General features: G+C 73.8%; 21 protein-coding genes. 5 read left to right on the top strand and 16 right to left on the bottom strand.

Annotated features, from left to right (window positions below):
- Positions 1-123: 123 nt before the first annotated feature.
- From ACFVN3_RS03535 to ACFVN3_RS03525, 3 genes are all read right to left on the bottom strand, one after another.
- Entirely contained in the window at positions 124-1,464 is a 1,341-nt protein-coding gene (locus tag ACFVN3_RS03535; RefSeq protein WP_378230630.1) for an ABC transporter substrate-binding protein, read from the bottom strand.
- 87 nt (positions 1,465-1,551) lie between these two features.
- Positions 1,552-2,508, bottom strand: a complete 957-nt coding sequence (locus tag ACFVN3_RS03530) for a carbohydrate ABC transporter permease (RefSeq protein WP_378230628.1) — start codon at positions 2,506-2,508, stop codon at positions 1,552-1,554.
- A gap of 2 nt (positions 2,509-2,510) precedes the next feature.
- Entirely contained in the window at positions 2,511-3,449 is a 939-nt protein-coding gene (locus ACFVN3_RS03525; RefSeq protein ID WP_378230626.1) for a carbohydrate ABC transporter permease, read from the bottom strand.
- Positions 3,450-3,705: 256 nt separating this feature from the next.
- Between ACFVN3_RS03525 and ACFVN3_RS03520 the strand changes: the two genes are divergently transcribed.
- Positions 3,706-4,692, top strand: a complete 987-nt coding sequence (locus ACFVN3_RS03520; RefSeq protein WP_378231370.1) for a LacI family DNA-binding transcriptional regulator — start codon at positions 3,706-3,708, stop codon at positions 4,690-4,692.
- A gap of 80 nt (positions 4,693-4,772) precedes the next feature.
- Here the strand turns inward: ACFVN3_RS03520 and ACFVN3_RS03515 are convergent, their stop codons facing one another.
- Positions 4,773-6,014 carry an ROK family protein gene (locus ACFVN3_RS03515; RefSeq protein ID WP_378230624.1) on the bottom strand — a complete coding sequence of 414 codons (1,242 nt, stop codon included), beginning with the start codon at positions 6,012-6,014 and terminating at the stop codon, positions 4,773-4,775.
- 103 nt (positions 6,015-6,117) lie between these two features.
- Between ACFVN3_RS03515 and xylA the strand changes: the two genes are divergently transcribed.
- Both xylA and ACFVN3_RS03505 read left to right on the top strand, forming a co-directional pair.
- Positions 6,118-7,308, top strand: a complete 1,191-nt coding sequence (xylA, locus tag ACFVN3_RS03510; RefSeq protein ID WP_375822393.1) for a xylose isomerase — start codon at positions 6,118-6,120, stop codon at positions 7,306-7,308.
- A gap of 1 nt (position 7,309) precedes the next feature.
- A complete protein-coding gene (locus ACFVN3_RS03505) occupies positions 7,310-8,905 on the top strand; it encodes a xylulokinase (protein ID WP_378230621.1) in 1,596 nt (531 codons plus the stop codon).
- Positions 8,906-9,006: 101 nt separating this feature from the next.
- On the opposite strand, the gene ACFVN3_RS03500 is transcribed toward ACFVN3_RS03505, so the two are convergent.
- Both ACFVN3_RS03500 and ACFVN3_RS03495 read right to left on the bottom strand, forming a co-directional pair.
- Positions 9,007-9,339 carry a hypothetical protein gene (locus tag ACFVN3_RS03500; RefSeq protein ID WP_378230619.1) on the bottom strand — a complete coding sequence of 111 codons (333 nt, stop codon included), beginning with the start codon at positions 9,337-9,339 and terminating at the stop codon, positions 9,007-9,009.
- Positions 9,340-9,458: 119 nt separating this feature from the next.
- A complete protein-coding gene (locus ACFVN3_RS03495; RefSeq protein ID WP_378231368.1) occupies positions 9,459-9,920 on the bottom strand; it encodes a tRNA (cytidine(34)-2'-O)-methyltransferase in 462 nt (153 codons plus the stop codon).
- Between the two features lie 147 nt (positions 9,921-10,067).
- Here ACFVN3_RS03495 and ACFVN3_RS03490 point away from each other — a divergent pair, with 147 nt between their 5' ends.
- Entirely contained in the window at positions 10,068-10,463 is a 396-nt protein-coding gene (locus ACFVN3_RS03490) for a nuclear transport factor 2 family protein (protein WP_378230617.1), read from the top strand.
- 4 nt (positions 10,464-10,467) lie between these two features.
- Here the strand turns inward: ACFVN3_RS03490 and ACFVN3_RS03485 are convergent, their stop codons facing one another.
- From ACFVN3_RS03485 to ACFVN3_RS03475, 3 genes are read right to left on the bottom strand one after another with little or no spacing between them, the layout of a single operon-like run.
- Positions 10,468-11,802 (bottom strand): RNA polymerase sigma factor, encoded by a 1,335-nt coding sequence (locus tag ACFVN3_RS03485; RefSeq protein ID WP_378230615.1) that lies wholly within the window; start codon positions 11,800-11,802, stop codon positions 10,468-10,470.
- On the bottom strand, positions 11,799-12,218 hold the full coding sequence (locus tag ACFVN3_RS03480) for a YciI family protein (protein ID WP_378230613.1): 420 nt from the start codon (positions 12,216-12,218) through the stop codon (positions 11,799-11,801). The genes ACFVN3_RS03485 and ACFVN3_RS03480 overlap by 4 nt, the downstream gene beginning before the upstream one ends.
- A gap of 47 nt (positions 12,219-12,265) precedes the next feature.
- The gene (locus ACFVN3_RS03475; protein ID WP_378230609.1) at positions 12,266-13,183 is read right to left on the bottom strand and encodes a LysR family transcriptional regulator; all 918 of its coding nucleotides are present in this window, start codon (positions 13,181-13,183) and stop codon (positions 12,266-12,268) included.
- Between the two features lie 82 nt (positions 13,184-13,265).
- On the opposite strand from ACFVN3_RS03475, the gene ACFVN3_RS03470 reads away from it, so the two are divergent.
- Entirely contained in the window at positions 13,266-14,303 is a 1,038-nt protein-coding gene (locus ACFVN3_RS03470) for a DMT family transporter (protein ID WP_378230607.1), read from the top strand.
- 7 nt (positions 14,304-14,310) lie between these two features.
- On the opposite strand, the gene ACFVN3_RS03465 is transcribed toward ACFVN3_RS03470, so the two are convergent.
- The 7 genes from ACFVN3_RS03465 to ACFVN3_RS03435 all read right to left on the bottom strand — a co-directional run bounded on the left by ACFVN3_RS03465 (position 14,311) and on the right by ACFVN3_RS03435 (position 22,340).
- Positions 14,311-15,375: a hydroxyacid dehydrogenase gene (locus tag ACFVN3_RS03465; protein WP_378230605.1), complete on the bottom strand. Its 1,065-nt coding sequence runs from the start codon at positions 15,373-15,375 to the stop codon at positions 14,311-14,313.
- Positions 15,372-16,556 carry a dihydrodipicolinate synthase family protein gene (locus tag ACFVN3_RS03460; RefSeq protein ID WP_378230603.1) on the bottom strand — a complete coding sequence of 395 codons (1,185 nt, stop codon included), beginning with the start codon at positions 16,554-16,556 and terminating at the stop codon, positions 15,372-15,374. The genes ACFVN3_RS03465 and ACFVN3_RS03460 overlap by 4 nt, the downstream gene beginning before the upstream one ends.
- Positions 16,556-17,623 carry an NAD-dependent epimerase/dehydratase family protein gene (locus ACFVN3_RS03455; protein ID WP_378230601.1) on the bottom strand — a complete coding sequence of 356 codons (1,068 nt, stop codon included), beginning with the start codon at positions 17,621-17,623 and terminating at the stop codon, positions 16,556-16,558. The genes ACFVN3_RS03460 and ACFVN3_RS03455 overlap by 1 nt, the downstream gene beginning before the upstream one ends.
- Positions 17,624-17,631: 8 nt before the next feature.
- Positions 17,632-18,552: a carbohydrate ABC transporter permease gene (locus tag ACFVN3_RS03450; RefSeq protein WP_307868939.1), complete on the bottom strand. Its 921-nt coding sequence runs from the start codon at positions 18,550-18,552 to the stop codon at positions 17,632-17,634.
- Entirely contained in the window at positions 18,549-19,502 is a 954-nt protein-coding gene (locus ACFVN3_RS03445) for a carbohydrate ABC transporter permease (RefSeq protein ID WP_378230599.1), read from the bottom strand. The genes ACFVN3_RS03450 and ACFVN3_RS03445 overlap by 4 nt, the downstream gene beginning before the upstream one ends.
- Positions 19,503-19,578: 76 nt before the next feature.
- Positions 19,579-20,853, bottom strand: coding sequence for an ABC transporter substrate-binding protein (locus ACFVN3_RS03440; protein WP_378230597.1), 1,275 nt, complete (start codon positions 20,851-20,853; stop codon positions 19,579-19,581).
- A gap of 113 nt (positions 20,854-20,966) precedes the next feature.
- Entirely contained in the window at positions 20,967-22,340 is a 1,374-nt protein-coding gene (locus ACFVN3_RS03435; RefSeq protein ID WP_378230594.1) for a Gfo/Idh/MocA family protein, read from the bottom strand.
- Positions 22,341-22,446 lie beyond the last annotated feature (106 nt).

Genomic DNA, 22,446 nt, shown 5'->3' with positions numbered 1-22,446 from the left:
AGAGCGGTGGGCGGCAGGTGGGCCGCCGGTGGGGGCCGCGTGGTCGTGCCGGGGGTGCACGACCACGCGGCGGCTGGTGCAGGGTCCGCCGGGCGCCCCGGCAGGCGCCCGGCGGGGATCAGGTCACTCGTTGACGGTGAAGCCCTGCTCGGTGCCGTACTTCACGGACGCGTCCTGCCAGGCCTTCAGGCCGTCGGCGAGGGTCGTGCTCGAGACGTAGGCCTGGCCGACGGTGTCGTTGAAGATCGAGTTCGCGTAGACCTGGAAGGGCAGGTACGACCAGCCCTCGACGACGTCGGAGGCCGACTGCGCGAGGACCTCGTTGATCTTCTGGCCGCCGAAGTACTCGGACTCGTAGCCCTGGAACTCGTCCGACCCGAGCTCGGCCGTCGTGGCCGGGAACGCGCCGCCGTCGACGCGCGCCTGCACGCCGTCGCCCGCGTTCGCGTACTCGAGGAAGCCGTAGGCGAGCGCCTGCTGCGAGCTCGCGGCGGTCACGGACAGGGCGGAGCCGCCGTTCTCCGAGCTGGCAGACGCGCCCTCCTCCCACTGCGGGAGCGGGGCGACGCGCCACTTGCCGGCGCCGTCGGGCACACCGGACTCGAGGTTCGCGGGCATCCACGCGCCGATCGCGAGCGTCGCGATCGTGCCGTTGCCGAGGCCCTGGTACCACTCGTCGCTCCACGAGCTTACCGGCGCGAGCAGGTCCTCGTCGATGAGCGTCTGCCAGGTCTCGGCGAACTGCGTGCTGCCCTCGTCCGCAAGGTCGACGGTCACGTCCGTGCCGTCGACCTGGAACGGCTGGCCGCCGGCCTGCCAGATGAGCGACGTCGTGAAGCCCGCGTCACCGGTGTCGTTGGTGATGTAGACGTTCGGGTCCGCGGCGTGCAGCGCGCGGGCCGCCTCGACGAAGCCGTCCCACGTCGTCGGCACCTCGATGCCGTGCTGCGTGAAGACCTCCTCGTTGTAGAAGAGGGCCATCGGGCCGGAGTCCATGGGGAGGCCGAAGACGCCCTCGCCCTGCTGGACGGCGTTCCACGGTCCCGGCGTGAACGTGCCGTCGAGCTCGTCCGCGCCGAGCGACGAGAGGTCGGCCAGCGCGTCGGAGAGCGCGAACTGGGGGAGCGCGTAGTACTCGACCTGCGCGACGTCGGGCACGCCCTTGCCGGCCGCGATCGCGTTCTGGAGCGCCGTGTACTGGTCGTTGCCGGTGCCGGCGTTGACGAGCTCGACGTCGACGTTCGGGTACTTCGCCTCGAAGTCGGTGACGACCTGCTCGAGCGTGGGCTCCCAGGCCCACACCGTGAGGCTGCCGCCCTCCTCGAGAGCCGCTGCGACGTCGTCGGCCGAGCCGGCGTCCGCGCCGGAGTCGTTGCCGCCGCCGGAGCTGCAGGCGGCCAGGGCGAGCGCGACGACGCCGGTGGCGGCGACGGCGCGCAGGGCGCGGGTGGTGCGGATGGACATGAGGGTTCCTCTCACTTCGTCGTCAGACGGATCGGGCGGGGTGGGTGTCGGGGGTGGTGCTGGGCGTGGAGACGGCGCGGGTGCGCGTCACTCCTTGACGGACCCGGCCGCGAGGCCGGACTGCCAGTAGCGCTGGAGGAGCAGGAAGGCCGCGACGAGCGGGAGGATCGTCAGCAGCGAGCCGGTGATCACGAGGTCGAAGATCGCCTCGCCGCCGGCGGTGGCGGCCTGCGCGTTCCACGCGTTGAGGCCGAGCGTCAGGGGGTACCAGTCGGGGTCCTTGAGCATGATCAGCGGCAGGAAGTAGTTGTTCCAGGTCGCGACCATGGTGAAGAGCAGGACCGTGACGATCCCGGGCGCGAGCAGTGGCAGGGAGACCTGGAAGAACGTGCGGCCCTCGCTCGACCCGTCCACGCGCGCCGCCTCGAGCAGCTCCGTCGGGATCGACTCCGCGGCGAACACCCACATGAGGTAGAGGCCGAACGGCGAGATGAGCGACGGGATGATGACGGCCCACGGGGTGTTGGTGAGGCCCATCTGGCTGAACATGAGGAACGTCGGGACGGCGAGCGCGGTGCCGGGCACGGCGACCGCGCCGATGACCGTCGCGAAGACGCCGCGCTTGCCCGGGAAGTCGAACTTGGCGAGCGCGTACCCGCCGAGCACGGCGAGGAACGTCGCGCCGCCGGCGCCGAGCACGACGTACAGCAGCGTGTTGGCGAACCAGCGGCCGAAGATGCCGTCGTCGTAGGTGAGCGTGCGCGCGATGTTGTCGAAGAGAGCGAAGTCGCCGCTGAACCACAGGCCGAACGAGCTGAACAGGCTCGACTGCGTCTTGGACGCGTTGACGACGAGCCAGAAGAGCGGCACGAGCGCGTAGAGCAGGACGATCCCGGTGAGGACGGTCATCAGGACGCTGCGGCGCGGGCGGGCCACGCTGTGCGGGGCGCGCGAGCGCAGGCGGACGGGCTTGCGCGTCGTGGTGCCCGTCGTCGTGCGGGAGCCGGCGGGGACCGCCGGGGTCGAGGGGGTCGTGGCGGTCATCGTCAGGCCTCCTTGCGCATGCCGCGCAGCTGGACGACGTAGGCCACGATCATCGTGAGGACGCCCATGATGATGGCGACGGTCGCCGAGTAGTTGTACTGCTGGCCGGAGAACGACAGCGAGTACGCGTACAGGTTCGGGGTGAAGTACGTCGTGATGGCGTTTGGCGCGAGGCTCTGGAGGATGCTCGGTTCGTTGAAGAGCTGGAACGAGCCGATGATCGAGAAGATCGTGGCGATGACGAGCGAGCCGCGGATCGCGGGGATCTTGATCGCCCGCACGACCTGCCACTGCGACGCGCCGTCGAGCTCCGCCGCCTCGTAGAGCGAGGTGGGGACGACGCGCAGCGCCGAGTAGAAGATGAGCATGTTGTAGCCCACGAACTCCCAGGTGACGATGTTGCCGATCGACAGCAGCACCCAGTCGGGGGAGAGCGGGTTGGGGATCGACGTGCCGAGCGCGTCGTTGAGGTTCGCCACGAGGCCGAACCGCGTCCCGTACATGAACCCCCACATGAGCGTCGCGACGACGGCCGGGACGGCGTAGGGGAGGAAGATCGAGATCCGGAAGAAGTTCCGGCCGTAGAGGCGTCCCGAGTCGATCGCGAGGGCGACCAGCAGCGCGATGCCGAGCATGATCGGCACCTGGACCACGAGGAACAGCCCGACGCGCGAGACGCCCGACCAGAACTGCGGGTCGGAGAACGCTCGGGCGTAGTTCTCGAAGCCGACGAACTGCGTGCCGCCCACCATCTGGGTGCGGAACAGGCTGAGGTAGATCGAGTAGGCGATCGGTGCCAGGAACACCAGCGCGAAGACCGCCATGAACGGCCCCACGAAGCCCCAGCCGGTCCACGAGCGCCGTCGGCGCCGTGCCGGGAGGGACGAAGGGGCGCCGACCGGTGGCCGGTGCCCTGCCACGGGTGGGGACGTCGTCGTCATGCTGGGGGTCCTCGTCATCGGGGGACGGCGACGTCGGTCGTCGCCGTTGTTTGCGTAAACATGAGCATGGCACGAGGTTCGGTGTTTACGCAAACATCGCCTACGCTGGTCCGTGACCGGCCACGACACCGGCCCGGCCCAGGTACTGTGCCGACACCACGAGGACGAGGACGACATGACCGACGGGCTCGACGACGAGACCCCCGCCCTGACGCGCACCGGGGGAGCCGCCGTACGCACGGCGCGGCGCGTCTCGATGGCCGACGTCGCGCGCGTCGCCGGGGTCTCCGCGCAGACCGTCTCCCGCGTCTCCAACGGGCACCCGGGCGTCGTCGAGGCGACGCGCTCGCGCGTGCTCGAGGCCATGACCGAGCTCGGCTATCGCCCCAACAGCGCCGCCCGCGCGCTCAAGAGCGGCTCCTTCCGCACCATCGGCGTGATCCTCTTCTCGCTCGCGACCACGGGCAACGTCCGTACGCTCGAGGCCATCGCGACGTCCGCCGCCGCCGAGGGCTACGCCATCACCGTCATCCCCGTCGCCGCGCCCACGCAGGACGGCGTGCACGGCGCGTTCACGCGCCTCGGGGAGCTCGCCGTCGACGCGATCATCCTGCTCATGGAGGTCCACCTCCTCGACGTCGCGCGGGTCAGCCTTCCGCCCGGCGTCCAGGTCGTCGTCGCAGACTCCGACGCCGGCGAGAGCTACGCCGTCGTGGACACCGACCAGGCCGACGGCACGCGCCAGGCCGTCCAGCACCTGCTCGACCTCGGCCACCAGACGGTGCACCACCTCGCCGGCCCCGCGCTCTCGTTCGCGGCCGAGCGCCGCACCTCCGCGTGGCGTGCCACGCTCGAGGAGGCGGGCCGCGAGGTGCCGCCCATCGAGCGGGGCGACTGGTCGCCGTCGTCCGGCTACGAGGCCGGGCTGCGTCTCGCGCAGCGCGACGACGTGACCGCCGTGTTCGTCGCGAACGACCAGATGGCCCTCGGGCTCGTGCGCGCCCTGCACGACGCGGGCCGGCGCGTGCCGCAGGACGTGAGCGTCGTCGGGTTCGACGACCTGCCCGAGTCGAGCGAGTTCCTGCCCCCGCTCACGACGGTCCACCAGGACTTCGCCGAGGTCGGGCGCCGGCTCGTCGAGCAGGTGCTCCGCCAGGTCCGCGAGGGCGTCCACGAGACCGGCACCCGCCTGGTCCCGACCCGCCTCGTCGAGCGCGCGAGCACCGCCCCGCCCCTTCGATAGACCCGCTCCGGGGCGCCGAGCACGGGGTTGTCGCACGGTCCCGGAGGCTCACGGGCCGTCGCCGCATGCTCGGAGGGGCGTCAGTCCTCGGCGACCCAGGCGCTCGGGTCCTCGACGACGCCGCGCAGGACCTCGCGCGCGCCGCCGGTGAGGGCCGCGTGGTCGCCGACGGGGGCGGGGAGCAGCGCGACGTCCGTCCACGGGGCGGCGAGGACGCGCGCGCGCAGCTCGGCCTCGGCCGCGCCGCGCAGGTACGGCAGGAGCGCCGGGTAGATGCCGCCGAGCAGCACCGTGTCGATGTCGACGAGGTTCACGTAGTCGGCGAGGGCGCTGCCGAGCGCGGTCCCGGCCCGCTCGACGACGGCGAGCGCGGCGGGGTCCGCGGCGTCGAGCGCGGCGACGAGCGTCTCGGTGGGGGCGTCGACCGGCAGCCCCGCCCCGCGCAGGAGCGCGTCCTTGCCCGCGTACTGCTCGAGGCAGCCGGTCGCGCCGCAGCGGCAGCGCGGGCCGCGCGGGTCCACGACGACGTGCCCGACCTCGCCGGTCCAGCCGTGGCGGCCGTGGAAGAGCCGCCGGTCGACGACGATCGCGGACCCGATGCCGACGTCGCCCGACACGTAGAGGTAGGTCGAGGGCGCGGTGTCGGGCCCTGGGCCCGTCGCGTCGTCGGGCACGACGCCGCGGCTCGCCTGGGCGAGCGCGGCGAGCTTGGCCTCGTTGCCGATCTCGACGGGGACGTCCGGGTCGAGGCCGAGGAGGGTTGCGGGGTCGAGGTGGGACCAGCCGAGGTTGGGCGCGACCTCGAGCCGCCCGGCACGCGTGTCGACGAGGCCGGGCAGGGCGAGGCGCGCGCCGGCGACGGTCATGCCGTCGGCGCGCACGGACGCGAGGAGGTCCCGCGCGATGCGCCCGAGCCGGGCGAGCACCTCGGCGGGGTCGCTGTCGTGGAGGTCGTCCGGGTCGACGTGCTCGGCGACGACGGCGCCGGTGAGGTCGAGCACGCGGCCGCCGAGGTAGTCGACGTTGACCTCGAGGCCGAGCCCGACGAGCGAGCGCGGCGCGGGTGCGAGGGGGACCGCGGGCCGACCGGCGCGCTGTGGGGTCGCCGGGGGGAGCTCGGCGACGATGGCCGCGGCGACGAGCCGGTCCACCAGGGTTGAGACGGTCGCGCGCGTGAGGCCGCTCGCGGCGGCGATGTCGGCGCGCGAGCAGGGCTGGGCGGACTCGAAGACCGCGCGGGCGACGAGGGCGAGGTTGTGCTCGCGCAGCGTGGCCTGCCGGGCTGCTGGGGGACCCGTGCGGGTCGCGACGCTGCGGTTCACGGTCTTGACCTTACCGACCCGGGCGGATAAGTTCATCCGTAAGACAAAAATAGGCCGTCGGCGCGAGGACCGCGCCACGGCCCTCTCGACGAGGAGACCCACCGTGGCCGACGAGACCACCCGACACGACGCAGACATCAACTTCTCCTTCGGTCTGTGGACCGTGGGCTGGACCGCGCAGGACCAGTTCGGCAGCGCGAGCCGTCCCGCGCTCGACCCGGCCGAGTCCGTGCGCCGTCTGGCCGACCTCGGCGCGTGGGGCTTCACGTTCCACGACGACGACGTCGTGCCGTTCGGTGCCGACGACGCCGAGCGCACCAAGCGCCTCGACTCCGTGCGCCAGGCGGCGCAGGACACGGGCCTGGTCATCGAGATGGTGACGACCAACCTGTTCAGCCACCCCGTCTTCAAGGACGGCGGCCTCACGTCGAACGACCGCGGCGTGCGCCGCTACGCGCTGCGCAAGGTGCTGCGCAACGTCGACCTGACGGCCGAGCTGGGCGCCAAGACGTTCGTCATGTGGGGTGGCCGCGAGGGCACCGAGTACGACGGCGCCAAGGACCTGCACTCCGCGCACGAGCGCTACGCCGAAGGCCTCGACCTCACCGCGGCGTACATCAAGGAGAAGGGCTACGACCTCAAGATCGCGCTCGAGCCCAAGCCGAACGAGCCCCGTGGCGACATCTTCCTGCCGACCATCGGCCACGCGCTCGGCCTCATCGCGAAGCTCGACAACGGCGACATCGTGGGCCTCAACCCGGAGACGGGCCACGAGCAGATGGCGGGCCTCAACTACACGCACGGTCTCGCGCAGGCGCTGTGGGCGGGCAAGCTCTTCCACATCGACCTCAACGGCCAGCGCTCGATCAAGTTCGACCAGGACCTCGTGTTCGGCCACGGCGACCTGCTCTCGGCGTTCTTCACGGTCGACCTGCTCGAGAACGGCTTCCCGAACGGCGGCCCCACGTACACGGGCCCGCGCCACTTCGACTACAAGCCGTCGCGCACCGAGAACGAGGTCGGCGTGTGGGACTCCGCGCGCGCCAACATGGAGACCTACCGCCTGCTCGCGCGCAAGGCCGCGGCGTACCGCGCCGACTCCCGCGTCCAGGAGGCGTTCGCGCACTCCGGCGTGTTCGAGCTCGGTCAGTCGACGCTGGGCGAGGGCGAGTCCGTGGCCGACCTGCTCGCGGACCGCAGCGCGTACGAGGACTTCGACGTCGACGCCGCGGCGAACCGCGACTTTGGCTTCGTGCGCCTCAACCAGCTCGCGCTCGAGCACCTGATCGGCTGAGGTGTCGACCGACGCCAGGACGTCCGACGCCGGCGGCGAGCGCACGCTCGTCGCCGGCGTCGACACGTCCACGCAGTCCTGCAAGGTCGTCCTGCGCGACGCCGCGACGGGCGCGCTCGTGCGCACGGGATCGGCCAAGCACCCTGACGGCACGGAGGTCCACCCCGACGCGTGGTGGGACGCGTTCCGCGAGGCCGCGTCCGCGGCGGGCGGTCTGGACGACGTCGCGGCGCTCGCCGTCGGCGGCCAGCAGCACGGCCTCGTCGCGCTCGACGCCGAGGGGAACGTCGTGCGCGACGCGCTCCTGTGGAACGACACGCGCTCGGCCCCGGCCGCGCGCGACCTGATCCGTGAGCTCGGCGAGGCCCGCCTCGCCGAGGGCGTCCCCGACGCCCACGACCGCGTCGAGTCCGCGACCGAGGCGGGTGCCCAGGCGTGGGCGGACGCGATCGGGTCCGTGCCGGTCGCCTCGCTCACGGTGACCAAGCTGCGCTGGCTGCGCGACGCGGAGCCGGACAACGCAGCGCGCGTCGCGGCCGTCGCGCTGCCGCACGACTGGCTCACGTGGCGCATCGCGGGGTACGGCCCGGCGGGCGACGAGTCCGCGCCGCTCGGCCCTGACCTCGACGCGCTCGTCACCGACGCGTCCGACGCGTCCGGCACCGGCTACTACGACGCGACGCGCGGCGACGGGCCCGACGGCCGGGGCGCGTACCGTCTCGACCTGCTCGAGCTCGCGTTCGGCCGGACGGACGTCGTGCTGCCGCGCGTCGTCGCAGCCTCGGCCGTGGCGGGCGTCGCGCACGCCTCGGTCGCCGGTGCGGCGGTCGAGGGCGGCACGCTGCTCGGCCCCGGCGCGGGCGACAACGCCGGTGCCGCGCTCGGTCTCGGCATGGTCGCGGGCGACGTCGCGGTCTCGATCGGGACGTCGGGCGTCGTGTCCGCGGTGACCGACGACCGGACCGCCGACGGGTCGGGCCTCGTCAACGGGTTCTCCGACGCGACGGGCAGGTACCTGCTGCTCGCGGTGACGCTCAACGCGAGCCGGGTGCTCGACGCGGCGCGCGCCGTGCTCGGCGTCGACCACGCGGGGCTCTCGCGCCTCGCGCTCCAGGCGCCTGCCGGCGCGGACGGGCTCGTGCTCGTGCCGTACCTGGAGGGCGAGCGCATGCCCAACCGCCCCGACGCGTCCGGCACGCTGCACGGGATCCGGCTCGGCACGTCGACGCCGGAGCACCTCGCGCGCGCGTACGTCGAGGGCATGCTGTGCGGCCTCGCGGACGGGCTCGACGCGCTGCGTGCGCTCGGCGTGCGGGTCGAGCGCGTGCAGCTCATCGGGGGCGGCGCGCAGTCCGAGGCGGTCCGGCGCATCGCGCCGCAGGTCCTCGGCCTGCCCGTCACGGTCCCCGAGCCCGGCGAGTACGTGGCCGACGGCGCGGCGCGCCAGGCGGCCTGGGTCCTCGCCGCGCACGCGGCGGGCGGCTCCGGGGCGGACGTCTCCGCGCCCACCTGGGCCGCGACGTCGGCCACGGTGGTCGAGGCCGACCCGGTCCCGGCGATCCGCGAGCAGTACGCGGCGGTCCGCGACCTGGTCTGACGCGGACCCACCCCGCCCCCGCTGAGTGCATGGAATAGTCGCGTCCGAGACCTTCGGGCGCGACTCTTTCATGCACTCAGCGGGGGCGGGGGGAGGGGTGGTCAGAGGACGCGGACGACGGGGCCCGTCACGCCGGCCTTGCGGCCCACCGCGGCGGCGCCGGTGACGCCCCAGACCGGCCCGGCGATCTCCACCGACGCGACCGACGTCGTCGAGACCGACCGGTTGAGGTTCATCCCGTAGGCGGAGCCGTAGACCTCGAGCAGCACCCAGTCGCACGTGCCCGCGCTGACGGTGAAGACGTTCCCGGTCCGGGTCACGTCGAACGTGCAGGGTCCGCCGTCGTACGGCGCGGCGGCCGCGGACGGTGCCACGGCGACGGCCGCGGCGACGAGGGCGGAGACGACCAGGGCGCGCTGGCGTGTGGTTCGCATGGAGCTCCTTCGCTCGGGGTGGTGGGCCTGCCCGGCCCGGCCCCAGTCCACCCCGTCGCGCCGCACCCCGGCATCCGGGAAAACCCGGCTCGTGACCCGTACCCGGTACGCGGTCCCCCTCACGCGCCCCCGGCGAAGCCCGTCTGCCGCCACGCCTCGTAGACGGCGATCGACGCCGCGTTGGTGAGGTTGAGCGACCGGCGCCCGGGCAGCATGGGGATCTTGAGCTGGTCCGTGATCCGCCGGTGGGCGAGCACGTCGTCGGGCAGGCCCGTCGGCTCGGGGCCGAACAGCAGGACGTCGTCGGGCCGGTAGGTCACGTCGGTGAACGACGTCGTCGCGCGCGTCGTGAACGCGAACACGCGGCCCGGAAGGGTCGCGAGCGCGGCGTCCAGGTCCGCGTGCACCTCGACGGCCGCGAGGTCGTGGTAGTCGAGGCCCGCGCGGCGCAGCTTGGGCTCGTCCAGGTCGAACCCGAGCGGCTCGACGAGGTGCAGGCGCGCCCCGGTCACCGCGGCGAGGCGGATCGCGTTGCCCGTGTTGCCGGGGATGCGCGGCTCGAAGAACACCACGTGGGGCAGGGTCGACGGCGGTCGGGCGGCCGGGTCGGCGACGTGCGGTCGCCAGTCGGTGCCGGGGTCGGGGGTCTCGCTCACCCCCCGATTCTCGCAGCGCCGGGGGAGGGGTAGCGTCGGACGGGTCGACGACGACCGACCGAGGGGGGACCCGTGCCCGAGACCGTCCAGCGCCAGGCCGTCACGACCTGGGTCGCGGCGTACGTGGAGGGGTGGCGCGCGAGCGACACGACCGCCGTCGAGCGGCTGTTCACCCCGGACGCGACGTACCTGCGCTCGCCCTACGACGACGAGCCCCTGCAAGGCCACGACGCGATCCGTGGGTTCTGGACCGCGGACGAGGGCGCGACCTTCACCGTGACCGCGGAGCCCGTCGCGGTCGAGGGCCCCGACGCCGTCGTGCGTCTCGAGGTCCGCTACCTCGCGCCGGAGGCGCAGGACTACCGCGACCTCTGGGTGCTCCGGTTCGCCCCGGACGGGCGCGTCGAGCGCTTCGAGGAGTGGCCGTACTGGCCCGGCAGGACGTACACCGCGTCCGACGGGTCGTAGCGCCTCACGCGCCGAGCGCGTCCGCCTTGCGGCGCAGCAGGTCCTGCTCGCGCACGTTCGGGCACAGCCGCACCGCGAGCTCGTACTCCGCGCGGGCCTCCTCGAGGCGGCCGAGGCGGCCGAGCAGCTCGGCGCGCACGCTCGGCAGGAGGTGGAACCCGGGCAGGCGGTCGGTCGCGACGAGCTCGTCGACGATCCGCAGCGCCTCCTGCGGGCCGTGCGCCATCGCGACGGCCACGGCCCGGTTGAGCTCCACGACGGGGGACGGCGCGAGACGTCCGAGCGCCTCGTAGAGGAGGACGACGCGGTCCCAGTCCGTCTCCTCGACCGACGCGGCCACCGCGTGGCACTCGGCGATCGCCGCCTGGAGGCCGTACGCGCCGCGGCCGTGGCCGGGCGGACCGACCGCGTCGGCGCGGGCGAGCGCCGCACGTCCGCGCCGGATCGCGGACCGGTCCCAGCGTCGTCGGTCCTGGTCGGCGAGCAGCACGGGGTCGCCGTCGGGCGCGGTCCGGGCGGGGAACCGCGCGGCGGTGAGCTCGAGGAGCGCGACGAGCGAGTGGGCCTCGTGCTCGTCGGGGACCAGACCTGCGAGGACGCGCGCGAGCCGGAGCGCCTCGTGCGCGAGGTCGGGGCGCAGCCAGTCCTCGCCGGTCGTGGCCGTGGACCCTTCCGTGAAGATCACGTACAGCACGTGGAGGACGGAGCCCAGGCGCTCCCGGCGCTCGTCGGCCGGGGGCACGCCGAACGGCACGCCGGCGGCGGCGAGCGTCTTCTTGGCGCGCGTGATGCGGGCCTGGACCGTCGCCGTGGGCACGAGGAACGCGCGCGCGACCTCGTCGCTCGAGAGGCCGCCGACCACGCGCAGGGTGAGCGCGACGCGCGCCTCGGGCGAGAGCACCGGGTGGCACGCGACGAACATGAGGGCGAGCACGTCGTCGTCGACCTGGTCGGGGTCCCACAGGAGGCCCGCGCCCGTCGCGTCCACGCTGCCCGACGGCGGCCCGCCGGTCACGACGGCGCCCTCGCCCAGGCCGTGGGCGAGGGCCGCGTAGCGCTCGTCGAGGGCGGCACGGCGGCGGAACGCGTCGATCGCGCGGCGCCTGCCGACCGTGAGGAGCCACCCCGAGGGGTGGCGCGGCACGCCGTCGCGCGGCCAGGCGACGAGCGCCTCGGCGAGCGCCTCCTGGGCGAGGTCCTCGGCGAGCGAGAAGTCGCCGGTGTACCGCGCGAGCGCGCCGACGATCCGTGCGGACTCGATGCGCCACACGGCCTCGACGGCGCGCCGGCCCGGGTCGGTCTGCTGGCTCGGGCCGGCGCTCGCGTCGGACGCGCTCACAGCTGGCCGGTCGCCTCGCGCCACTCCCGCTCCTTGCGGATCCACTCGTTGTCCTGGGGGAACTCGTCGATCGTCGTGACGCGGCGGACCTCGACCTTGGCCCCGGGGCCGGTGTACGGGAGGCGCTTGGCCCACTCGACCGCCTCCTCCTTCGACGCGACGTCGAGGACGTAGTAGCCGCCGAACAGCTCCTTGGTCTCCCCGTACGGGCCGTCGGTGACGACGGGGACGTCGGACGAGAGGTCGACGACCACGCCCTGCCCGGCGTCGTCCAGGCCCTCGGCCGCGAGCAGGACGCCCGCCCGGATCAGCTCGTCGTTGAACCGCCCGATGGTCTCGAGCATCTCGTCGAACGAGACGTCCTCGAACGCCGCCTGGCTCTCGTCGCTGCCACGCATGATGAGCATGTACTTCATCGTCGTCTCCTGGTGTCTGCGGGCCGGACCTCCCGACCCTCTCATCCTCAGGTCGAACGGGATCCCACCAGATCGACACGCGCGCCCGCGACGTCGTGCAGCGTGTCGAGCACGGCCCCGGCCGGGGGCGTGCCGACCACTGCGTCACGCAGCACGGCGTGGATCGAGCGCACCGGTGCGGGGCGGACGACCGGGACGGCGACGAGACCGGGCGGCAGGTGCGCGGCGCCGAGGGCCGGCAGCACGGTGAGGCCGACCCCCGCACCGACGAACGCGATCGCCGTCGGGTAGTCGTGCGCCTCGACGTGGAACGGCGGGCTGAACCCGGCGGCCGTGCACGCCTCGACGAGGTTGCGGCGGCACCAGCCGCGCGCGAAGTCGTTGTCGACCCAGCGCTCGTCGCGCAGCTCGGCGAGCTCGACCTCGCCGCGGTGCGCCAGGTGGTGGTCGTCGCGCACGACGACGACGTACGGGTCGTCGAGCAGGTGGTGCGACCGGAAGCCGCCGCCCGGGTCGAACCCGCGCGGGGCGACGACGAGCTGCACGTCCGCGCGCTCGTCGGGGTCGTCGGGGATGGTCTCGCGCAGCGACAGGTCGAGGCGGACGCCCGGGAAGTCGGTCGTGAGCCGGCGCACGACGTGCGGCAGCCACGCGGCACCCACCGACGCGAAGTAGGCGAGCGAGAGCGTCCCGGTCCGGCCCGCGCGCAGGTCCGCGACGACGGCCTCGGCCTCGCCGAGCCGCGCCAGCACGCCGTCGGCCTGGGCGGCGAGCGCGAGCCCCGACGCGGTGGGCCGCACGCCGCGGCCGGCCCGTTCGAGGAGCGTCAGACCGGTCTCGCGCTGGAGCGCGGCGACGTGCTGGCTCACGGCCGACGGCGTGTACCCGAGCGCGGCCGCGGCGGCCTGGACCGACCCGCTCGCGACGACGGAGCGGAAGACGCGCAGGCGATGGACGTCCAGCATCCGTCCACGATACAGCGAGACTGAATCGAGAGGTAGGAGATCTCGCTGGTGCTGAACAGTGGGTGGGGGCGACGATCGACGCGTGACCGCACCCGAGACCCCGACGACCACGCCCGTCGACGCTCCCCGGCCCGCCGCCCCTGCGGCGACCTCCGCCCGGTCGGGCCTGCCCCCCGCTCGCGAGTCGGCGCGTCGAGCCGCGACGCCCGTCGTCCTCGCCGTGGCCGTGACCGTCCTGCTGTGGGCGTCGGCGTTCATCGGCGTCCGGGCCGCGGGCCACGACTACGAGCCCGGGTCGCTCGCGCTCGGCCGCCAGCTCGCCGGCAGCGTCGGCCTCACGGCGATCGTCGCCGTCCGATGGCTGCGGAACGGTAGGCGCCCCGTCCTGCCGCGCGGCCGCGTCCTCGTCGCCGTCCTCGCGTGGGGCGTGGGGTGGTTCAGCCTCTACAACCTCGCGCTCAACGCCGCGGAGCAGCACCTCGACGCGGGGACGACGGCGCTGCTCGTCAACGTGGCGCCCGTCCTCGTCGCGGTCCTCGCGGGCCTGCTGCTCGGGGAGGGCTTCCCGCGCCGCCTCCTCGTGGGCATGGCCGCGGCGTTCGCGGGCGTGGCCGTCATCGCCACGGCGACCTCGTCGGGGGAGCGTGACGTCGTCGGGGTCGCGCTCGGGCTCGCGGCCGCGGTCCTCTACGCGGGCGCGGCGACGTCGCAGAAGCGGCTGCTCGCACGCGTCGACGCCCTGACGATGACGTGGGTCGGGTGCCTCGCGGGCACCGTCGCGCTCCTGCCGTTCGCCCCGGCGCTCGCCGCCGACGCGGGGTCGGCGCCCGCGTCGTCCACAGGGGCCGTGGTGCTCCTCGGGCTCGGCCCGACCGCCGTCGCCTTCACGACGTGGGGCTACGCGCTCTCGCGCCTCAGCGCGGGCCGGGCCGCCGCGACGACGTACCTCGTGCCGCCGATCGTCGTGGTGCTCTCCTGGCTCGTGCTCGCCGAGGTCCCGGCCGCCGTCACGCTCGCGGGCGGCGCGTTGTGCCTCGCGGGGGTCGCGGTCGCGACGCTGCCCCGACGGCGACCCGCCCCGGCGGCGGCCCGGGCCACCGGTCCGGACGCGACCGTGTGAGCGGACGTCAGCCCATGCGGTCGAGGTCGGCCTCGCGGACCTCGTGGACCAGCGGCTCGCCCGCGCGGAACCGGGCGAGCTCGTCGACGACGGTCGCGCCCTGGGCGAGCCTGCCCTGCACGGTCGCGGCGGCGTGGTGCGGCGTGAGGAGCACGTTCGGCAGGCGCCGCAGCGGGTGGTCCTCGGGGAGCGGCTCGGCGTCGTAGACGTCGAGCGCCGCGCTGATCCGGCCGGACGCGAGCTCGCGGACGAGCGCCACCTCGTCCGTGAGCCACGACCGCGCGGTGTTGACGAGCCCCGCGTGGTCGGGCAGGAGCGCGAGCTCGCGCGCGCCCAGCAGGTGGTGGGTCTCGGGCAGGACGGGCGCGTGCAGCATCGTGACGCGGCTCGTCGCGAGCAGCTCGTCGAGCCCGACGAGCGTCGCGCCGAGCGCGGTCGCGTCGGCGGGGGTGAGGGTCGGGTCGGCGACCACGACCTCCGCGCCGAGCGCGCGCAGCATCGCGATCGCCGCGCGCCCGGTGCGCGACGCCCCGACGACGCCGACGCGCGTGCCCGCGATCTCGTACCGCGGCGGCGCGGCCTCGGCGTCGGCCCACGGGACGCCGTCGTGCAGGGCGTTGTGGAACGCGGGCACCTGGTGCAGCAGCGCGAGCGCGAACGTCACCGAGACCTCGGCCACCGGGCGTGCCATCGCCTGGCCCGCCTGCGTCACGCGGACCCCGCGCTCCCACAGCGCGGGCGTGACGAACGGCTTGACGGAGGCGCCCGTGTGCGCGACGAGCCGCAGGCCGGGGAGCCGGTCCAGGAGGTCGGTGTCCAGCGGCGGCGTCCCCCAGGAGATGACGAGCGCGTCGACGCTCTCGCGCGCCGCGGGGCTCAGCCGGTCGAGCGCGGCGCCCAGCGCCCGCGGCTCGTCGACGACGTCGAACGGGCCCGCGCCGGCCAGGCGCTCCCACACGTCCGGGGCGAACAGCTCGGCGCGCAGCCACGGCGCGACGGCGACGACCGCGCGGGCCGTCCCGGTCCCCGGGCCGGGCCCCGCGACGGTCTCCGTGCCGGGCGCGCCGGTCACCGCAGCCAGTCCTCGAGGTGCTCCGCGACGAGCGCGTCGTCCGCGGCCGCGAGCCACGGGTACGACGACGTCACGCGCGTGAGCTCGTCGGCCTGCCCGGGGGAGAGGGTCTCGTCCGGGTCGAGGCACCAGGTGCCGTCGAGCAGGCCCTGTCGGCGCAGCACCTCGTGCACGCCCGCGATGACGCCCGCGAAGTCGTGCGCCGCGTCGAAGACGGCCGCGTTCGCGTCGGTGAGCCCGGCCGCGCGCGCGGTGAGGGTCGCGAGGGCGGCGGCGTCGGGCACGGTGGCACCGCCGTCGGGGCCGATGCCGTGCGCCGCGTGCGCGAGGGCCAGCGTCTCGACCGCGCCCCGGGTCCACACCGCCCACTGCCCGAGCAGACCCCCCACGAACCGGGCCGTGAAGGTCGCGGCCCGCCCCTCGGCGTCGGTCACCGGGACGTCGAGGCGCTGCGTGAGGTCCGCGACGATCGCGTCGTCGTTGCCGGTGTACAGCGCGATCTCGTCGCCACGACCCGACGCGGCGACGCCGCGCAGCACGTCGATCGTCCGGTAGCGGTGGAACGGAGCGGCCTTGATCGCGACGACCGCCTCGATCGACGCGTACTCGCGCCAGAAGCCGACGGACAGGCGCGGGCCGCCGATCGCCTCCTGGAGGTAGAACCCGATGACGGGAAGCACCTCGCCCACTGCGCGGGCGCGGTCGAGCAGCACGCGCTCGACCTCCTCGCGCGAGCCGGTGAGGCCGGGCACGCGCGGGGCCAGCAGGACGGCGTCGTACCCGAGCTCCGCCGCGAGCTCGGCCTCCGCGACGGCCTGGCGCACGTCGCCGGCGGCGCCCGCGACCTGGACGAGCGGGCGGGGCCCGGCGTGCAGCGAGCCCGCGGGCGCGTCGCCCGCGATCGTCGCGCGCGACACCTCGGCCGCGAGCTCGAGCACGGGCCGCAGGAGCCCGTGCTCGCGGATCTCGAACTGCGTCGTGTGGACACCGACGGCCACGCCGCCCGCGCCTGCCGCGTGGTAGTACCGCGTGAGGGCGCGCTGGCGCCGCTCGTCGAGACGGCGGTCGGCGTCGAGCGCGAGGGGCTGGGCCGGGATGACGGTCCCCGTGCGCAGGAGCGCGGCGACGTCGTCGGTGAGGCGCGGGCTCGCCACCGGTGCCGCGGCGGGGATGGCCGTCATCAGAACGCCCCGTCGCGCACGGCGAACTTCGTCGGCTTGCCGCTCGTCGGCAGCCCGGCCGCGAGCCATTTCGCCTGCCAGTCCACGAGCGTGCGCAGCGGCACCTGCGGGTAGCCGAACAGCTCGTGGCAGCGCGTCGCGTCGTTGAGCAGGGCCGTCGGGGCGGGCTCGCCCCTGAACGACACCTCGCGGTCGAGGCCGCGCCCGAGCAACGTCGCGAGCCGCTCGACGGACGCCGTCTCCGGGCCCGTGAGGTTGATCGCCGTCGCGGGAGACGAGGCGAGGCCCAGTGAGCGCAGCGCGACCTCGTTCGCGTACCCCTGCCACACGACGTTGACGTGCCCGGTCGTGAGGTCCACCGGCTCGCCCGCGAGGATGGGCGACGCGACGTCGAACAGGACGCCGTACCGCAGGTCGACCGCGTAGTTGAGGCGGATCGTCACGACCTTCGTCCCGCGCGAGAGCGCGGCGTGCTGGAGCACGCGCTCGCGCCCGAGGCAGCTCATCGCGTACTCGCCGACCGGCCCGACGGGGTGCTCCTCGGAGCAGCCGCCGGACTCGACGGGCACGAGCGGGTAGACGTTGCCGGTGGAGAACGCCGCGATGGTCGAGTCGGCGTAGCGGCGCGCGACGTCGTGCACGAGCGCGGCGTTCGCGGCCCACGCGAGCGACGGCGCGGACGACGTGCCGAACTTGGCGCCCACCATGTAGACGACGTCGGCGCCGTCGGGCAGGGCGGCGAGGTCGGCGTCGGGCGCGAGCAGGTCGGCCGCGACGACGTTCACCCCGGCGTCGCGCAGGCGGTCGGCCTGCGCGGCGTCGGACCACCGCGAGACGGCGTGCACGGCGTCACCCGTGCGCCCTGCCGCGTCGAGGGCGCGGCGCGCGAGGACGGTGAGGCTCGGGCCCATCTTGCCGCCCGCGCCGAGGATGACGAGGTCGCCCGAGCGGGCGGCCAGGTCCTCCACGAGGGCGGGCGACGGCGTCGTGAGCAGCTCCTCGAGCTCCGCGACGGACGTCGGGGCCTTCAGGGCGGCCGGGGCGGTGGTGCTGGTCTGCGTGGTCATGTGGTGAGTCATCCCTTGATGCCGGACGAGGTGACGCCCTCGACGAAGAAGCGCTGGGCCACGAGGTACGAGGCGAAGATCGGAACGAACGAGATGGTGGCTCCCGCGAGCACCATGTTGAGCGGCACGTCCTGCTGCTGGAGCGAGGCGATGCCGACGGTCAGCGTCCAGTGGTCGGTGCCCTGGCCGATGATGAGCGGCCACAGGAAGTCGTTCCAGTGCCACAGGAAGACGAACGTGCCGAGCGTCGCGAGGATCGGCTTGCACAGCGGCAGCACGATGCGCAGGAAGATGCGCCACTCCGAGGCGCCGTCGAGCTTCGCGGCCTCGAACAGCTCGTCGGGCAGGTCGAGGATGAACTGCCGCATGAGGAACACGGCCTGCGCGTTCGCGAGCGTCGGCAGGATCAGGCCCCAGTACGTGTCGAGCCCGCCCGCCTGCGCGATGAGGATGAACGTCGGGATGAGCGTCACGTGGTACGGGACCATGACCATCGCGAGGAACGACCAGAACATCGCCTCGCGCCCGGGGAACTTCTTCTTGGCGAACGCGTAGCCGGCCATCGACGCGAGCAGCAGCACCGCGACGACGGACACGACCGAGTACACGAGCGTGTTGACGAGCCAGGTGCCGATGTTGCCCGCGCCGAGCACGCGGCCGTAGGCCTCGGTCGTGAGGTTCGTCGGCAGGAGCGACGCGGGGAAGTCGATCGCCGCGGCCGGCTTCAGCGACAGCACGACCATCGCGTAGAACGGGAAGATCGTCACGACGGCGGCGAGCGAGAGCACGACGTAGCGCAGCACCTTGCCGCGCAGCGACAGGTCGCTCGCGCCCTTGCGGCCGCGCCGGCGGCGCGTCGCGGTGGGGCGCACCGGCAGCGCGGCCCCCTCGAGCACGCGCTCGGTGGTGGTGGGGTCGGCGGCGGTCACTTGTCCCTCCCGATGGCGTAGCGCTGGATGAGGGCGACGACGAGCGTGACGACGAACAGCGCGACGCCGAGCGCGCTCGCGTAGCCGAGGTCGAAGTACTTGAAGCCCTGGTCGTAGATGTAGAAGACGAGGTTGTAGCTCGCCCGGGCGGGGCCGCCCGCCGTCATCACGTAGACGAGGTCGAAGATCTGGAACGAGGCCGTCGTCTCGATGACGGCGAGGAAGAAGAGCGTGGGCTTGAGCTGCGGCGCGATGATGAACCAGAACCGCTTCCACGGTCCGGCGCCGTCGATCGCGGCGGCCTCCTCGAGCTCGCGCGGCAGGTCCTGCATGCGGGCGAGGAGGATGAGCATCCCGTAGCCGAAGCGCGACCAGATCGCGACCATCGCGAGGGCGGGGAGCACGAGCAGCGTGTCGCCCAGCCAGGAGTCGGTCGAGAACCCGAGCGCGCCCATGAGCTTGGACCACGGGCCGTTCGTGGAGAACACCCACGTGAACACGGTCGCGGCGAGCACGAGGCTTGTGACGACGGGCAGGAAGAACACCGACCGGTAGAAGCCGGAGCCGCGGAACGAGCGGCGCACCATGAGCGCCATGAACGTCGAGATCGCGAGCGACACCGGGACGATGAGCACGCTCAGCACGACCGTGACGCGCAGCGCCGACCAGAAGATCGGGTCGTCGACCATGCGCCGGAAGTTCTCGACGCCCGTCCACTCGGCGCCGACGCCGATGGTGTAGTCGAAGAAGCTCAGCGCGACGCCCGCGATGGCGGGGCCGAACCGGAACAGCAGGAACAGCAGGAACGCGGGGAGGGCGAACAGCAGGCCGATCCTCGCCTCACGGCGCTCCAGGACGCGGCGGGTGCCGCCGCGCGGGGGCTTCGGCGCCGGGCGCCGGTCGGCCCCGTCGGCGGTGAGCCCGTCCGAGGTGGGGGCGGTCGCGGTCATGGGTTCTCCTCTCGTACCGCGAGGGGTGCCGCGGCGCGGGCGGCCAGGGGGGAGGCCGCCCGCGCCGCGACGTCGGTCAGCCGAGCAGCGGGTCTGCCGCCGCGGCCGCGTCCTTCAGGGCCTGCTCCGGCGTCTTCTCGCCGATGAGCGCGGCCTGGATCTCCGGGGCGAGCACGCCCATGACCTCACGGGACTTCTCGTTGACCTCGCCCGCGGTCGTGTACTGGAGCGTGTCCTCGAGCGCCGAGAGCACCGGGTCGTCCGCGTAGAGGCCCGACTCGCTCTCGTACGGCGAGAACCAGCCCGCCGCCTTGGCGTACTCGGTGCTCACCGCGGGCGAGGTCGCGAACGCGGCCCACTTGCCCGCGGCGTCCACGTTCTCGCCCGTCTTGAGCACGGACAGCGAGCCGACCGTGCCGAACGCGACCGCCTCGGCCTGCTTGAGCGGCGGGAGCACGACGACGTTCTCCTCGCCCCAGAAGCCCGCGACGTCGGCCGGGCCCTGCTGCCAGGTGCACGCGATCTTGCCCTTGGCGGTGTTGGTCTGCTCGAAGGCGGGGATCGTCGTCAGCAGGTCCTTCTCGATGTACCCGCCCTCGGCGAGGTCCACCGCGAACTGGAGGGCCTCGATGCCCTCGGGCGAGTCGAACGCGACCGACGAGCCGTCCTCGGAGAAGACGGACCCGCCCGCCTGCCACAGCAGCGGGTAGAAGGACTCGTTGAGCGTCGCGTCGACCGAGCCCCAGTAGTTGGTGACGTCGTAGCCCGCGGCCTGGAACGTCGGCGCGAGCGCCATGAGGTCGTCCCACGTCTCCGGGTAGTTGCCGGCCTCGCCCACGGCCTCGAACGCCGCGGCGTTGCACACGAGCGGCTTGCTGTTCATGATCAGCGGCGAGCCGAGCATCGCGCCGTCGACCGTGACGGCCCTCGACGCGTTCTCGCGCAGGTCGCCCACCTGGTCGGTCACGTAGTTGTCGACCGCGGCCAGCGACTTGCCGTACTTCGGGATCTGGTCCGGGATGAGGTAGACGACGTCGGGGCCCTTGTTGCCCGCGATGGCCGTCGCGAGGGTCTCGTCACGGCCGGCCCACGGGTAGATCTCGACCTTGACGTCGACGTCGGGGTTCTCCTCCTGGAAGGCGGCGATCTGCTCGTCCCAGAAGGCCTTGTGGGCGGCCTCGTCGGCGATGACGGGGTAGGTCCACATGGTGACGGAGCCGGACGCGGCGCCGTCCTCGGGGGTCGGGGTGGAGCTGCCGGCGCCGGCACCGCCGGCGCAGGCGCTCAGCGCGCCGAGCGTGCCGACCGCGAGAGCGGCGGTCCAGAGGCGCTTCGTCGTGCGCAGGGTCATCGACGTGTCTCCTTGGTGAGGTCCCGCCGGGGTGGGCGGGTGGGGGGTGGGGTGGTGCTGTGCGGTGTGGTGCTGTGGAGGTGCGGGGTGGTGCGGTCGTCGCGCCGGACGCGTCAGCGGGCCGGGACGTCGACGACGGTGCGCCGGTGGCGCGACTCCTCGGCCGCGAACACGGCGAGGTGGCTCTGGAGGGACTCGACGGCGCCCGACCGGACGTGGCTCGGGTCGCCCGTGGCGACGGCGCGCACGAACGCGTCCATGACGCCCGAGTCACCGCCGCCGTGGTCGTCGGCGGCGTTCGTGGCGCCGTGGTGGCCGCCGTCGTGCACGGTGACGCTGCCGTCGCGGAAGTCGGTGACGCGGACCTTCTCGCCGTCGCCGTCGAGGCACCCGTGGGTGCCGAAGATCTGGGTCTTGCGGTGGTCCTGCTCGGAGAACGCCGTCATGGTGAACGTCGCCGCGCCGCCGCCCTCGAGCTCCATCGCGACGACCTGGTGGTCGACGACGTCGTTGTCGGAGTCGTAGACGCAGCGGCCGTAGTCGGTGGTGCGCAGGGCCTCGACGACGCCCGCCTCGTCCGTCGCGTCGGTGATGACGGAGACGGGCCAGATCGGGCCCTGCTCGCGTAGCGTCGTGAGGTACAGGCGCGGCGCCGAGTAGGGGCACGTCGGCTCGAGCGGGCAGTCCAGGCAGCGGTCCGCCGCGCCCGCGGGGCGCTCCTCGGACCGGAAGTGCTTCAGCGAGCCGAAGCTCGCGACCGTCGCGATCCGCTTGCCGGTGACGTAGCGGATCCAGTCGAGGTCGTGGCTCGACTTCGCGAGGAGCATCGGGCTCGACGTCTTCTCCGAGCGCCACGGGCCGCGCACGTACGAGTGCGCGTCGTGCCACCAGCCGACGGGCTCGAGGTGCTGGACGTTGACGATCTCGCCCAGGACGCCCGAGTCGACGACCGACTTCACGAGGTCCGTGTACGGCATGTACCGCATCACGTGGCACACGCCGAACAGCACGCCCGACGCCTCGACCGCGTCCACGACGTCCCGGCACTCCTCGGGGCTCGGCGCGAGCGGCTTCTCGACGAGGATCGCGTACCCCTGCGGCGCGAGCGCGACGACGGGGTCGCGGTGCTCACGGTCCTGCGTCGCGACGATGACCATGTCCGCGATCCGCCCGGTGCCGCCCACGGCCCGGTCGGCGTCGCCCGCGGCGACGAGGTCCTGCCAGCCGTCGAGCTCCGCGACCTGCGGGAGCGCGACGTCGTGCGTGGCTCCGGACTCGGTGCCCGAGGTGAGGGCGCGGGCTGCGGAGAAGCCGGCCTGCGCCGCGACGGCCTGGTCGACGACGAGCCCGCGCTGGTGGGGTCGAGGGTCGGCGACGGCGACGAGACGGGCACGGTCGGGGTGCTCGGCGATCCAGCGCGCGTACGTCTGACCACGGTTCCCGGCGCCGACGAGGGCGACGGTGACAGGCTGGGGGTTCGGGGTCACGTGTGCGGTCCTTGCTCCGTTGCGATGGTCCTGCGGGGCGGGGGTCTCCCGGCCCTGGCAGGCCTCGTTTGCTATTTGCTATAGCAAGCCTGCCATGCCGATGTTA

It is taken from the genome of Cellulosimicrobium sp. NPDC057862 (assembly GCF_042797035.1).
Classification (GTDB): domain Bacteria; phylum Actinomycetota; class Actinomycetes; order Actinomycetales; family Cellulomonadaceae; genus Cellulosimicrobium.
This window is presented reverse-complemented; position numbering and strand designations above follow the sequence as displayed.